Source organism: Geminisphaera colitermitum TAV2, assembly GCF_000171235.2.
GTDB classification, from domain to species: domain Bacteria; phylum Verrucomicrobiota; class Verrucomicrobiia; order Opitutales; family Opitutaceae; genus Geminisphaera; species Geminisphaera colitermitum.
The window spans coordinates 61,171-72,512 of record NZ_ABEA03000094.1 but is presented as its reverse complement, the minus strand read 5'-3'; the positions used below and the strand labels follow the sequence as shown (position 1 = coordinate 72,512).

21 protein-coding genes and 1 pseudogene are annotated in these 11,342 nt (G+C 62.0%); 1 reads left to right on the top strand and 21 read right to left on the bottom strand.

Annotation, left to right across the window (positions count from 1 at the left end):
• Positions 1 to 6: 6 nt before the first annotated feature.
• The 19 genes from OBACDRAFT_RS10380 to OBACDRAFT_RS10300 form a co-directional block, all read right to left on the bottom strand.
• A complete protein-coding gene (locus OBACDRAFT_RS10380) occupies positions 7 to 582 on the bottom strand; it encodes a hypothetical protein (protein WP_043585352.1) in 576 nt (191 codons plus the stop codon).
• A gap of 909 nt (positions 583 to 1,491) precedes the next feature.
• Positions 1,492 to 1,632 carry a hypothetical protein gene (locus OBACDRAFT_RS10375; RefSeq protein WP_157837017.1) on the bottom strand — a complete coding sequence of 47 codons (141 nt, stop codon included), beginning with the start codon at positions 1,630 to 1,632 and terminating at the stop codon, positions 1,492 to 1,494.
• Positions 1,633 to 1,667: 35 nt separating this feature from the next.
• Entirely contained in the window at positions 1,668 to 1,865 is a 198-nt protein-coding gene (locus OBACDRAFT_RS10370; protein WP_043585349.1) for a hypothetical protein, read from the bottom strand.
• On the bottom strand, positions 1,862 to 2,272 hold the full coding sequence (locus OBACDRAFT_RS10365; RefSeq protein WP_043585347.1) for a hypothetical protein: 411 nt from the start codon (positions 2,270 to 2,272) through the stop codon (positions 1,862 to 1,864). The genes OBACDRAFT_RS10370 and OBACDRAFT_RS10365 overlap by 4 nt, the downstream gene beginning before the upstream one ends.
• A complete protein-coding gene (locus OBACDRAFT_RS10360; protein WP_043585345.1) occupies positions 2,269 to 2,700 on the bottom strand; it encodes a hypothetical protein in 432 nt (143 codons plus the stop codon). The genes OBACDRAFT_RS10365 and OBACDRAFT_RS10360 overlap by 4 nt, the downstream gene beginning before the upstream one ends.
• Positions 2,701 to 2,704: 4 nt before the next feature.
• Positions 2,705 to 3,061, bottom strand: a complete 357-nt coding sequence (locus OBACDRAFT_RS10355) for a hypothetical protein (RefSeq protein ID WP_043585343.1) — start codon at positions 3,059 to 3,061, stop codon at positions 2,705 to 2,707.
• Positions 3,062 to 3,078: 17 nt separating this feature from the next.
• Positions 3,079 to 3,375, bottom strand: coding sequence for a hypothetical protein (locus OBACDRAFT_RS10350; protein ID WP_043585341.1), 297 nt, complete (start codon positions 3,373 to 3,375; stop codon positions 3,079 to 3,081).
• Positions 3,376 to 3,462: 87 nt separating this feature from the next.
• A complete protein-coding gene (locus OBACDRAFT_RS10345) occupies positions 3,463 to 4,005 on the bottom strand; it encodes a hypothetical protein (protein ID WP_043585339.1) in 543 nt (180 codons plus the stop codon).
• Between the two features lie 45 nt (positions 4,006 to 4,050).
• Positions 4,051 to 4,263: a hypothetical protein gene (locus OBACDRAFT_RS10340; RefSeq protein ID WP_043585337.1), complete on the bottom strand. Its 213-nt coding sequence runs from the start codon at positions 4,261 to 4,263 to the stop codon at positions 4,051 to 4,053.
• A 36-nt stretch (positions 4,264 to 4,299) separates the two neighbouring features.
• On the bottom strand, positions 4,300 to 4,596 hold the full coding sequence (locus tag OBACDRAFT_RS10335; RefSeq protein WP_043585335.1) for an O-fucosyltransferase family protein: 297 nt from the start codon (positions 4,594 to 4,596) through the stop codon (positions 4,300 to 4,302).
• Between the two features lie 79 nt (positions 4,597 to 4,675).
• Complete coding sequence (locus OBACDRAFT_RS10330; RefSeq protein ID WP_043585333.1) at positions 4,676 to 5,119, bottom strand: hypothetical protein; 444 nt, start codon at positions 5,117 to 5,119, stop codon at positions 4,676 to 4,678.
• Between the two features lie 13 nt (positions 5,120 to 5,132).
• Positions 5,133 to 5,279, bottom strand: a complete 147-nt coding sequence (locus OBACDRAFT_RS28165; RefSeq protein WP_157837016.1) for a hypothetical protein — start codon at positions 5,277 to 5,279, stop codon at positions 5,133 to 5,135.
• On the bottom strand, positions 5,276 to 5,560 hold the full coding sequence (locus OBACDRAFT_RS10325; protein ID WP_043585331.1) for a hypothetical protein: 285 nt from the start codon (positions 5,558 to 5,560) through the stop codon (positions 5,276 to 5,278). Before OBACDRAFT_RS10325 ends, OBACDRAFT_RS28165 begins: the two co-directional genes overlap by 4 nt.
• Entirely contained in the window at positions 5,560 to 6,786 is a 1,227-nt protein-coding gene (locus tag OBACDRAFT_RS10320; RefSeq protein ID WP_198529878.1) for an AAA family ATPase, read from the bottom strand. Before OBACDRAFT_RS10320 ends, OBACDRAFT_RS10325 begins: the two co-directional genes overlap by 1 nt.
• A gap of 28 nt (positions 6,787 to 6,814) precedes the next feature.
• Entirely contained in the window at positions 6,815 to 8,758 is a 1,944-nt protein-coding gene (locus OBACDRAFT_RS28160; protein WP_043585327.1) for a hypothetical protein, read from the bottom strand.
• Positions 8,755 to 8,910, bottom strand: coding sequence for a hypothetical protein (locus OBACDRAFT_RS28155; protein WP_157837015.1), 156 nt, complete (start codon positions 8,908 to 8,910; stop codon positions 8,755 to 8,757). Before OBACDRAFT_RS28155 ends, OBACDRAFT_RS28160 begins: the two co-directional genes overlap by 4 nt.
• Positions 8,907 to 9,731, bottom strand: coding sequence for a ParB N-terminal domain-containing protein (locus OBACDRAFT_RS10310; RefSeq protein ID WP_043585325.1), 825 nt, complete (start codon positions 9,729 to 9,731; stop codon positions 8,907 to 8,909). Before OBACDRAFT_RS10310 ends, OBACDRAFT_RS28155 begins: the two co-directional genes overlap by 4 nt.
• A gap of 9 nt (positions 9,732 to 9,740) precedes the next feature.
• On the bottom strand, positions 9,741 to 10,079 hold the full coding sequence (locus tag OBACDRAFT_RS10305) for a hypothetical protein (protein WP_043585323.1): 339 nt from the start codon (positions 10,077 to 10,079) through the stop codon (positions 9,741 to 9,743).
• A 10-nt stretch (positions 10,080 to 10,089) separates the two neighbouring features.
• Complete coding sequence (locus OBACDRAFT_RS10300; protein WP_043585321.1) at positions 10,090 to 10,305, bottom strand: flagellar basal body L-ring protein FlgH; 216 nt, start codon at positions 10,303 to 10,305, stop codon at positions 10,090 to 10,092.
• On the opposite strand from OBACDRAFT_RS10300, the gene OBACDRAFT_RS29630 reads away from it, so the two are divergent.
• On the top strand, positions 10,304 to 10,552 hold the full coding sequence (locus tag OBACDRAFT_RS29630) for a hypothetical protein (protein WP_043585319.1): 249 nt from the start codon (positions 10,304 to 10,306) through the stop codon (positions 10,550 to 10,552). The genes OBACDRAFT_RS10300 and OBACDRAFT_RS29630 overlap by 2 nt on opposite strands.
• A gap of 109 nt (positions 10,553 to 10,661) precedes the next feature.
• Here OBACDRAFT_RS29630 and OBACDRAFT_RS31235 read toward each other — a convergent pair.
• A pseudogene (locus OBACDRAFT_RS31235) lies at positions 10,662 to 10,835 on the bottom strand (helix-turn-helix domain-containing protein); the annotation flags it as partial.
• A gap of 313 nt (positions 10,836 to 11,148) precedes the next feature.
• Positions 11,149 to 11,337, bottom strand: a complete 189-nt coding sequence (locus OBACDRAFT_RS27535) for a hypothetical protein (protein ID WP_043585316.1) — start codon at positions 11,335 to 11,337, stop codon at positions 11,149 to 11,151.
• Between the last annotated feature and the right edge of the window lie 5 nt (positions 11,338 to 11,342).

The window sequence follows — 11,342 nt, the reverse complement described above, 5'->3', positions numbered from 1 at the left end:
TCGAATTTAAGCGGGGTGTTTTTCAGGGGTGCGCGTTGTGCCGTGCATTGGGACGGAGGCGGGTTCCTGACAATGCACGGGCAATGCACAAACGCGCTGGCGGGTGGACTCCAATGCGGCAAAGGAACGGGCGCGGAGGGTGTCGATGGCGTCGGCGAACTGATGGATGAGGGAGGCGGCGCGAACGGCGGCGCTTTTCTGCCTCCGTGTCAGATAGGAATTTTCCTTTTGACCACGCAAATAGGCGGTGATGCTGCGGGCGTGTCCGCGCAGAAGGAGGGTCTGGCATTGCTCCCTTTCGCTCTCGGCGAGGGCGCAACGGCAACGATGGGCGCACTCAAACTCGAAGGCATCGCAAGGACCGTAAGAGACGCGGGAGACGGTGTCGCACGCATCCGCAAGCCTGGCAGCGAGGCGTTCGACGCGAGCAAGGGCGGCGAGAATGGGGCATCCGTAATCTCCGCGCGGCACTTCGAGGAACGCGGGTGTGACCACGCGCGGCAATTCGTCCTCACGAATGGGAAACGTGAAGTCAGTGCTCCACCAAGCACTCATTGCATTTTTGTAGTCGGTTTCGGTCATGATATACGAAGAGGGGTTGGGAGAATCACTTGTTCGGCCGGCGCCGTATCTCGCCTTCGCGCAGCCAAGGGACAGAGCCAGTTGCCATGCGAGTTAAGATGTCGGAGGGCCAGCGGTGCTCGATGTGACCCTGCCGAATGAGCACGGCGATATGTGACGCCTTGATACAATGCGGCACCTTTCCCCAATCATCTCCGATGTATGAGAGCGCCAGCTTGGCTGCGGAAGAGAGCGGCCGAGCTGGCCGGATCTTCGGACGCTTTAGAAATGCCCGATATGCTTGTCCCTTTGTCATTGGATACATGGCCGAACCTTTCACTCGACGCGACCTGTCGGCGCGTCATTCGGGGTGTTCGGTGGAGTGAATGTGCTGGCCTTCCTGCGTGATAGAAATGGGCCAAAGGCACGGCCATTGAGTGTAGGGGCGAGGTGACCCCAGCCACCTTGCCAGACGTAGAGACAACCGTGACGGATGGATGTCCCAACCTTGCAGATTTCACGTTTGCCGGATGCAAATTCGATAATCCACCAACCAGCGCGGTCAGGGTATTCCTTCCAGCCCACCGAACCAGCCGGTCGCGCCAATGTCTCATTGTCATTCGCCATGTCGCACCTCCGGGTTACGCTGAGGGTCTAGTTTCCGACCGCAGCGGGAGCACGTAGAAGACAGCTGACCGTCATCTCCTCTGCACCACGGGCAGCCATGTTCACGAGGTGGCATTTCCTCAACCTCGAATGAGTCGTGACCAATATCGGCATCCTTTAGCACTGTCTCTGCATCAGCCTCAATCTGCTCCTTTGTTGCGCTGGCGGCGTGAACGGTGACATATCCGACCTCCACACCATCCTTAAATCCTTTTACTCTATAGATCATAATTTTGTATCCTTTATTAAAATACGCGTAACAATTCATCCCTCCGAACGTTGCGCGTCGGAGGTTTTTGGGTTACTCACCTCACGGATCAGCGTCTTCACGTCGCGATGAACGCGCTTCTCGTAGGTGTGTTTTCTCTGTTGTTCGCGTTCCCATTTATCCATTTCGGCGGACATGGTGCGCGGCGCGGGTTTGCGTGAGTATTGGCCTCTCATAGCTCGTTGTCGTCGTAGTTCCATTGGTCTGCGCTGTCGTCGATTTCGTCGCAGAGTCCGCCTGCGAGCACACCTGCGCACGGCACATCACCAGACCGGCATCGGCAGTGTTGAGCCATGCTCTCGACCCAAGCCTGATATTCGGGATCATCCGTCATATCGAGAGGCGTCACGTTTTCGCATTTCGGTTTCATGGTTTTCGCTCCGCCTCCCAGCGGGCGGTTTTTCCGTGGACTTCGCGGGTGATGGCGGGAGGGGCCACGTCGTGACAGGGGAGGTCATGCCATTTGCCCCAGCGATACAGGCGGACGGAATAGGGGGTGTAGGTGGTGTGGAAAAGCAGGCCGGGTTTTATGGCCGATCCATCGTTGGCGGCGGCCACGGCCAGGCGAATGGCTTCCTCCGACGTGGTGGCCGTAACGACCGCCTCGCGAAAGGCCGTCATGGCGAGCCGCACATGGTAGCGACGCTGTTCGTGAGGGAGTTGCGGATCGGTTTCGGCGGCGGCGAGGCCGGCCACATGGGCGGACGCGAGTTGCGCCCGTGCGCGCTGCGTTGCCATGTCGTGGTCATCGGCCAAAAGTTGTCCGATAGGTTTCATCCGATGGCGGCGCTGTAGCGCTTGCGGTTACTGAGGGTCTGACCCGGTTCAGTGCGTTCCCAAAACTCCGGGTCTGCGGTTGCCTCTTCGTGTGCGAGGTAGCCGTGGTAGGAAAATTGATACAAACCGGGCGTCACCTGGCGTGCCTGGACAAAACCGGCGGTGCAGAGGCGCCGCATCCCCTGCACGGAAATGCCGATGCCCAGCCGCGCGAGGTTGCGCTTGGTGATGCTCACCCATTGCGGGCAAATTTTAGCCATCCAGCGCCACGTGCCATCGCCGGCAGGCACGGACTCCGCCACGGCGACGGGCGGAACGGAGTCCTCCGACAGGGGCAGATACTTTTTTCCCGGTATCACTTCCACCATGACGCCCGGCCTGGCGCCGACGACGGGAATGAGCGAGGGAGTGTTCGTGAGGCTACTCATTTGTTTAGTAGTGGCGACGGTTGACGGAGAAAAACGGGAAGGAGGTTTGGACACTTGGAGCTATGAGCTGTGAGCTATGAGCTTGGAGCTTGGAGCGGATAGTCGCCTGCGCTTCGCCGGGGGTGGCGGCGCGGTAGATGCCGCCGTTGTCGTTGCGGCCGTCGAGCACGGCCAGCCCCGCCTGCACCAGCTCCGTGACGCGGGGACGGACGGCGAGGACATCCCACTGCATTGACTCGGCGAGCGCGCGGGTGTCGCACGGGCCGTAGGCGCGCAGGCCGGCGAGCACGGCGGCGCGGTTGGCGGCGTGTCCGTCGCGGCGAGCGGCGTGGTGGTCGTTGCGAATGTCGGCGGGAGTCATTTTTGGAAAAGCGGAAATCAGGCAGAGTGTTTGCCGTGGACGGGCTGCACGCGGAGGGGGAGCGCGGCAGTGAGTGCCGAGAGTTTTTCCCAGTTGCCGAAGATCGAGCCTCGCATGGCGAGAATGGCGCGCTCAGACCGGCGGGCGATACGACGGGCGGATTCGTAGGAGGGAAAGAGTTTGATAAAGTCGGAGGACACGCCGCGCACGCCAGTGATGGCGGCGGCGGCAGGCTGACCGTCTTTGGTGAGGATGAGGTAGCCGATAGGCGCGGGCCGGGCCGGATGGGCTTTTCTGGTTTTTCGTGTATTCATGTTTCGGATTTTTAAACCACTAATGATCACTAATGGTCACTAATTCGGACCGGATTTTATTAGTGTTCATCAGTGTGTATTAGTGGTTCAAAACGGGTTTCCGTCGTCGGAGGTGGTGAGTGTGCCGAGGTTTTCCCGGACGTAATGCGGGGCCTTGCGCGCGGGTTTTGCGACGGCCTTGCGGCGGTTTTTGATGGTGAAAAACAGGTGCCAGAGTTGCTTTTCCTCGGCGTCGCCGAGGTCGCATTTATACTGACGCCGGCAGATGGCGGCGGCGTAACCTTCGTTCAGATCGCGCTCGGCGAGGGCTTCTTGGAGTTTGAAGAAGACACGGATGCGACCTTCTTCGGCGTGGCGGAGGAGCATGTTGAGGGCGCGGCCGGACTCGCCGAGCATGTCGGAAAAATGCGCGAGCAAGGGCAGGTAGTGGAGTTCGGATACACACTCGCGTAGCGACTGCACGCCACCAGTTGCCTTGCCGGTCTGCCACTTGCGCCACTCCTCAAAACAGGCGGTCTTGCTGAGATGGGAGTTGATCAGCTCGAACTCCTCGCGGTCCGGCTGCGCGTCGTAGGCGCGTCGCGCGAGCTGCGCGACGCGGGCTTTCTGGTCGTTGGTGAAGAGGGTCATGGTGGGTTGGATTTGGGACGCAGGACGTGGGACGCCGTGGGTGGTTCAGGTTTCGGCCTCTTCGACGGCACCTTCCTTGAGAAGCTTTTTGACGAGCTTATCGACGGCGCTGTCGGAGTGTTTGATGAAGACTTGCTCCCCGGCCTGCTCGCTGGTGATGCCGAGTTTGGCGAGGTCTTTGGCGTCGAGATTGCCCAGGGCGGTGGCAGAGGGCTTTTTCTTGATGATGAGGTAAGTCTCCGCATCCAGCCCGAACATTTTTTCGATGCGGGCGACGGTGTTTTCGTCGTCTTCTCAAACGAGTTTTCCCTTCCCTTTTTGAAATCCGATTTTGATGCCGTGAAGGGTGATCGTCTTGGGGTTGGTGAAGAGGCCGGGGTGTTGCTGGATGACGGCCGCCAGCGTGGCCTGCGTGTCGGCGGCGACGGCGAGCGCGGTCTTGATGCCGGGCAGTTTGCGACGTTGGGCGTCGCGGATTTCGTCTTCGAGGGCGTTGACGCGCTCGTTCAAAACGCGGCGCGCTTCGGCGTAGGCTTTGGTGTGAACGTCGATCAATTCGAGCGGCGTCACGGATGATGCGATGGTGGACATGGTGGGTGATTTTGTTTTGGACAGAATTAACAGAATTTTCAGAATTGAGTTTCTCCGCGCCTCCGCGTCTCCGCGTGCGTTATTCCTTCCTCTCCATCGGGATTTCGTTGTCGGTGCGGAGCATGAGCACGGGGGTCTTGGACTTGATCCAGACTTGCTGTTCTTTGAAGTGCTTGGCCGGGATGTTTTCGATGGCGTCGCCCATCGTTTCGGCGGGCAACATGCGGCCTTTCTTTGTAGTGTTGAACTCGTAGGCGGCGCGGTGAATGCGTTCCTGCGTGGTGAGGACGCTTTCGTTTTCGGGAATCTGAAGAACCCAGCCGACAAGATCGTTTTCGGGGAGCGTGCCCTCGGGATCGGAGATGAGGATGCACCACTGTTTTTTGACGGCGGGCGGCGTTTCCTCGTCCACTTCGGGCTGCACGAGGGCGTTCATTTCTTCGATGATCGCCCGCATGACGGGCGGTTCGAGTTCGTTGCGCTTCAGAATTTCGGCGACTTTGTTGACTTCGATTTTAGGCATGGCGGTGTGTGAGTTACGGGAGGATGAAGAGGAGGGTGATCAGGAGGGCGGTGCAGAAGCCGGCGGCGAAGGCGTTGGCGAAGGTCAGGGCGAGCGTGCGCCGTGGCAGCGTGATCGTCGGCGGGGCGTCGGGCAGGGAGAGCGGGAGCGGGGGGTTCATGCGCAGAGGGTTTCCAACTCATTAAGCGCCTCGGCGAGGGCGTCGGCTTCGACGGCCAGTTCGACGGCGTCGCCGCAGCATGTGCCGAGGGCGATGGAGATGGCGGTGTTGTCGGTGGCAACGCACGTATCGGGATTACGGACGATTTGCTCGATCACCGTCAGTTGTTCGCTGAGGGAACCAAGATGCCCGAGGAGGCCGCAAAGGCGCGTGCGCATCTCGGGGATGGTGCCCGAGGGCAGACGCAGGCGGGAGGGTTGGGCGTGGCGTGCTTTTTTCATCACGCGGCCTCCTCTCCGATGGTTTGCATCGGGTCGGGCGTGAGACTCTCCATCTCCTTGAAATTGTGCCAGGCATGTAGCACGAATCCCCATGAGAGAGCTTTGCCCTTTTCCCGGGCCAGATCAGCGGCCTCCTTCAGGATCATGCACCATCGGCCCAGACCGTCGTCCCGGTTCACCTCCGTTTGGAGTGCAAACGGATTTTTGGTGAGTGCCAGGCGCCGATCATTGCCATCGTCATCGACGACGGTCACGCGGATGCCGAGTTCCTGATCCGGGATCGGCGGAAGTCCGTAGTGGGCGGCAATGGCGGCGAGGTCCGCGTTGCTGGACACGGCGGGGAGCTGCAACGGGATCATGCCGCGGCGGACAAGCCGCTGCATGGAGCCCGTGTGCTTCCCATGATACAGCCGCTCCCGGAAGATGTTCGCGCCGGCGAGGACGACGCCGCACTTTTTCCGGTCGTGGATTTCGCGCACAAAATTCAGAATGCCCGTGCTGCGCAGGGCGCTCCCGCATTCGCTCAGGCACTCTTCGCATTCGTCCACGACGAGGAGCATCCGACTGTCAAAACAGTTGATGATGGCCCGCTTCAGATCGTCCGGGCTCATGCGATAACCGAGGCCAAGCACGGCGGCCAATTCGCGCACAAAGGCCGTGATCGCGCCTCCGGCGGGGACACGCACATACTTTGTCTCACCGTGGTTGTGGCGCCGCGCATACTCTTCGAGCGACCAGGTCTTCCCGATCTGTGAGTCGCCAAAAACGAACAGGATTTTCTGGTGAATGAGGGCGCGCCGGCAGAGGTCGAAAATACGTTTCGCCAGGCGCGTCTCGACAAAGGCGCTCTGCACGATGGCAGCGCGCTGGTCCTCGATTTTCCGCAGTCGCTGTATGGCTTCGACCATCGGTGCCAACGCGGTTTCCGTGCGCCCGCCGGTGAACATGTGGTAAACACTGTCCTTGTGGTAGGATTCGCCATCGGGCTTTTTGAGCAGGGCGGCAAATTCGACGTGAGACAGGTTTTTCGACCGGCAGAAGCCGGCGGCCCAGCGGATGGCCTCGCGCTGATGCACTGGCAGGTCAGCCGTGACCATGTGAATTTTGTCGCCGGGGATATAAAACTTGACTGAGGCGCGTCCCAGGGGGCCGCGGGTGACGGTGTCGGATTGCTCTTTGTCGAGATCGTCGGCAGTGACGGTGGGGAGGGTGGGTGTGTCTGTCATGGTCATGGTGTGTTGGATACGTGAAGGGTCAATCGAGGTCTTCAAAAACGACGGCGGGGGCCGAAGCAGCGGCGGGGGAGGTCTTGCCGGAACGGGGTGCGGCAAAGGCGGAGAGGGAGTAATCGAGGGTGTCGGAGAGGGACGCGGGACGGTGGACGCCGGATGCCGGGGACGTGGCGAGATCGAGGTCTTCGACCACGACGGGCGCGGCCTTCGCACGGGCCATGCGCACGGGTTGCACGGGCTGCGCAAGGTCGGCGCGCGGGGCCTGCGAGCGGGCCGGCGCGCCGCTCTCCACGCGGGCCACGTTGCCGCGCCCGTCGTGCGTATGCTGCACGCGGCGCGCGCCGGCGCCGAAGACGCCGATGCTCGTGCCGGCGGCACGGACCTGCGTGTTGCGGATTTTTTTGGCAACCACGTCGGCATCCTCGCCGCGCTGGCCGGCGGGCCGGTGGTCGATTTGCGGACGATCATCACCGGGCGGCGCGGTGAAGAGGCGTTCAAACATACGGTATCCGGCACGATTGCGCGGGCTGGTGTCGGCGTTAAAAATGACGGCGCCGGCGGCGGCCTCGTGCGGATCGAAGCAGCACCAGACCTTGTGCTGGCGTTCCAAATACGGGATGCCCTCGCCGGCGCAGCGGAAGTAGAAGGGGACACGGTAGCCGTTGACGCTCACCTGGACATGGCCGGCCATTACCGCACCCACGGACACGAGGCGTTTGACGGGGAGAAAATGATAAAACAGATCAGGCGGGCAGGCGGGGAGGCGCCGGCCGGGGCGGGCCTGCATGTCGCGCCACCACACGTCATCGGGGGCGACGTGCTCGCCGGTGTGGCGGTCGTAGCGGGCGCGGGTGTTGAGTTTGGTGAAAGAACGTTCGAGGGCGGCGAGGAGCTTTTCCCAAGGGATGAATCCGCAGTCCGCCGGGTGCTTGCGGCCTTCGTTGACGGCCAGCATGTCGGCGGTGGGCTGTTCGTATTCGCCGCGGGTTTTGCCGATGCGGACGCCCTCGACGCCCATCACTTTGTGCAACATGCGGAAGCCGCCTTCGATGTTGGCCTTGCCGTTGGATGAAAACATCGTCTGCACCGGGATGAGCTGATGCAGGCCGCCCCAGCGGGTGCCGTCCGCCTGCTTGTGACCGAGGATCATTTCGCTCTCCCATGCGGCGCGCTCGAAACGGAAGCAGGCGGGGAGGCCGTGCGCCTCCACCAGCCAGCGGGCGGCGCGCACGATGTCCTCGGCGCGGTAGCTGTCGCGGTCGCGGGCCACGGCGCAGGCGTAAAGCCATTTGCCGCTGCGCAGATCGCGGAACACGAGGAGCTGGCGGCCAACGGAAAACGTGCCGTCCGGGAACACCACATAGTAAGGCACGTCGCTGGATACGTCGTCGGCCTCAATGATGTCGCCGCTGACAATCTCGCGGCGGGTGCCGTCCTCCAAAATCTCAAACATGCCGCGGCGGGTGGTGTAGCTGACGCCCTGCGCGTGCTTCTTGCCCCGGAAATTTTCCCACTCCTCCTCGGTAAAGCGGACGGCCTTGACGAGGCTCGGCGGGTAGTCGCGTTTTTCCCGGTAGCGGTTGAGCAGATCGCGCGTGGCGTGCGAGCAATCGGGCGAGTCGGCCAGGTATTCGAGGGCGAGGGGCAGGGATTCCGTTTTGAGGAGGAAGCGTTTGGCGATGCCGATTTCGTCGTCGCGGAGAGCAAGCGCCACGGCAGGGCGTCCGGTGGCGCCGGCGGGCATGAGCGAGGCGAGCGAGCCGTCCCATGCTTTGCGATAGCGGCAAAGATTGGCGACCGGCTCGCAGAGCGCGGCGGCGGCGGCCTTGAGCGAGGGATACCGGGACAACGCCTCGACCAGCGTGCGGCGACGCTGCGCCTCCTCCAACTGGAAGGGCGTTGGGCCGCCGTCCGGCACGGTAACGGCGGCGGGGGCGAGATCGGGCGTTGCGGGTGTATCGGTCATTTTGCTACGTCTCTCCTCCAGCGGCACAGGTTGGTGGCGGAAATGCCCAGACAATGGGCGACTTCGTTGAGCGACATCCCGCCCTTCGTGGCCGCGTTGAGCAGGCGCACCAGAGCGGCTTTTCTGAGCGTGGAGATTCGTTTCCGCTTCATCCGATGATGCCCTCTTTTCGCCAGGCGGCAGCGGTGGCGGCGCAAACTTCACGCGGCCATGAAACGGCGCTTACCACGACCTTGGCGGTCAGTTCCTCACGCTCCGGCTGCTTGATCTTCTCCCAATACTGCCAGCGCGTATTCAGGCTCTTGAGGGTCTCCTCAATGAGATTTTTGGGAGAACTGGTGACTTTGTTTTTTCCCTCCGTCGCCAGCTTGCCAGCGATGGCCTGGATGGCTCCGCCGAGACCGAGTTCGCCGCTGATAATCCGGTGCTCGAACTGTTCACGCAGCTTCGGGCTTTCCGAAAAGCGTTTGTGGAGGTCGAGCGCCTGAAAGAGAAAGGTGCGTCCTAGACCGAGTTCGTCGGCAAGAGATTCGACAGTTTTCCCCGAGCGTTCGCTGAGCGAACGCTCGGGAGCTTTGCCGGATTTCAGGTTGGCCATTTGCCGGGCTTTCGCCTCGGCGACAGCGGGCTTAAGCATGGGAGCCAAGAGGTAGGCGAGCGCCGATTTTGGGAGGTGCCGGCGATTGGCGAGCGACGACATAGCGACCTCCGCCACCTCCGACGCATCAACGATCCGGCAGGGAACGGAAATGCCAAGAAAGGCGGCGGCGTTGCGACGGTTGCGCCCGTCAACGATGCGGCGTTCGGAGGTGATGAGCACCGGGTAGTCGAATCCGCGCTCGCGCACGGAGGAGACCAGAGCTTGAAACTCCGGCTCGTTGTTCGCCCATACCGGGATATGCGCGAGGATGGGATGTTCGGTGAGTTCCGCAGGGAGGAACGTGAATTGCTTTGTAGTGGTATTTTCTGACATGGGAAAAAATCAGGCGGCGGCGGATTGGCGTGGCGCGGGCGTCTCGCCCGCATGGGCGGTGCGGCAGAGGCAGTTCTCGCGGCTGGCAGCCAACCAGGCTTTCCACCACCGGGCTCCGCCCGGCGTGGCGATGAAACGATCCGCGGCGCGGGATGTGGCCGCCTTGGCCTTGCGAATCTCCGCGTGTTTGGCCCGGAGCTGGCGTTTCAGTTCGACCAGCTCGGCTTCCATGCGGGTCGTCCCGGGCAGGGCCAACCACTCCCGGTGCAGGGCTATTTCGGCCTCCGTGCAAAAATCCGCCGGCATCGGCATCTGGCGATACGTGGTTGCAGGTGTCGTCGTGGTCATGGCGTAAAAATCAGAGGGGGAAATTGCGTCCCGCTACGCGTTGCGCGGCGCAGGCGGGGGAACGGAGGAAACTGTCGCGATCGGCCCAACCGGAGCGCCAAAGCCGGTAAAACCGGCTGCGCGGGGTGACGGGGCAGGCGTCGATGGCCTGCCCGGCATCGCGGGCGGCGATGCCCGACACGTAGGGATTGCGGCCGAGGCGGCGGTGTGATGGCGTCGGGGTCATGAGCGACGACCTTTCTTCCTTGCAGAAGCGCGTGGCTGCGCTGGAACAGCAGCTTTTTGAACTGCGCATGGAGATGCAGGCGTTGCCGAAACCGGAGGTGTCGTGGCAGAATCTGCTCCCGCTTGAACGGGCGATTGGCCAGTTGCAGGGCGAGGTGGAGGGACTGAATACCCGGGTGGGCGAGCTCGGGCGAGCTGCGCAAAATACCCCTCAAAAAACCCCAGCGAGCGCTGGAATTTCCGGCTGAAGGCGACCCAGGCCGCTTCCGCCTCGCGCAGCTCCTTCAGCAGCGCCTGGTAGTCTTCCAGAGATACGCTGGGCAGACCCGGAGCCGTGCCGGATTCCAGCCACTTGGCAGACACACCCAAAATGCCTGCCAGCGCATTGAGCGTGCGACGCTGCGGGATGCTTTTCCCATGTAACCACGCACTCACGGTGCCCGATGAGCATCCGAGCCGGCGCACCAGATCGGCGGCTGAAATCTTGCGCGCCCGCATGACCACGCCAATACGTTCCGCAAATGTGCTCATGACCGGCCCTCCTGCTGGCGGAGCCTGCTCACTGTTGAACGAAGATGCCTGGACAGATCGGCTGCGATTCGGCGGAAGTCGGAGAGCAGGATATTGTCGGCAGACTGCCTGACCCGTGCCGCAAAAGCATCCCACCCGTCATCGAAAAGGTGCGCGGCCTCCTTCTCCGGATGGCATAGAAGAAACAGGGCTGCCGCGACATGGAATGTCTTAAACTCAACCGAGTCAGAAAACCATCCGAGCAGCCGAAGTCCCAGCATGTGCCCGTTCCCTATGGGCTGGAATTTCAGCCGGGTGATACGAAGCCCGCTCTTCATGACCGGCCCTCCTTCAGCGCCTGGTAGCGGGCGAGGAGCGGGCTCTTGCGGTCGCCGGTCAACACGCGATACAAGTGACTGTAGGTGACTCCGAGGGTGCGGGCATCGGCCACGATGCCCGGGAAACGGAGGGAACCCTTCCCCCAGCGTTTAGGCTCGCCCGGCGTTCTTGCGGCATTAATCATGATGC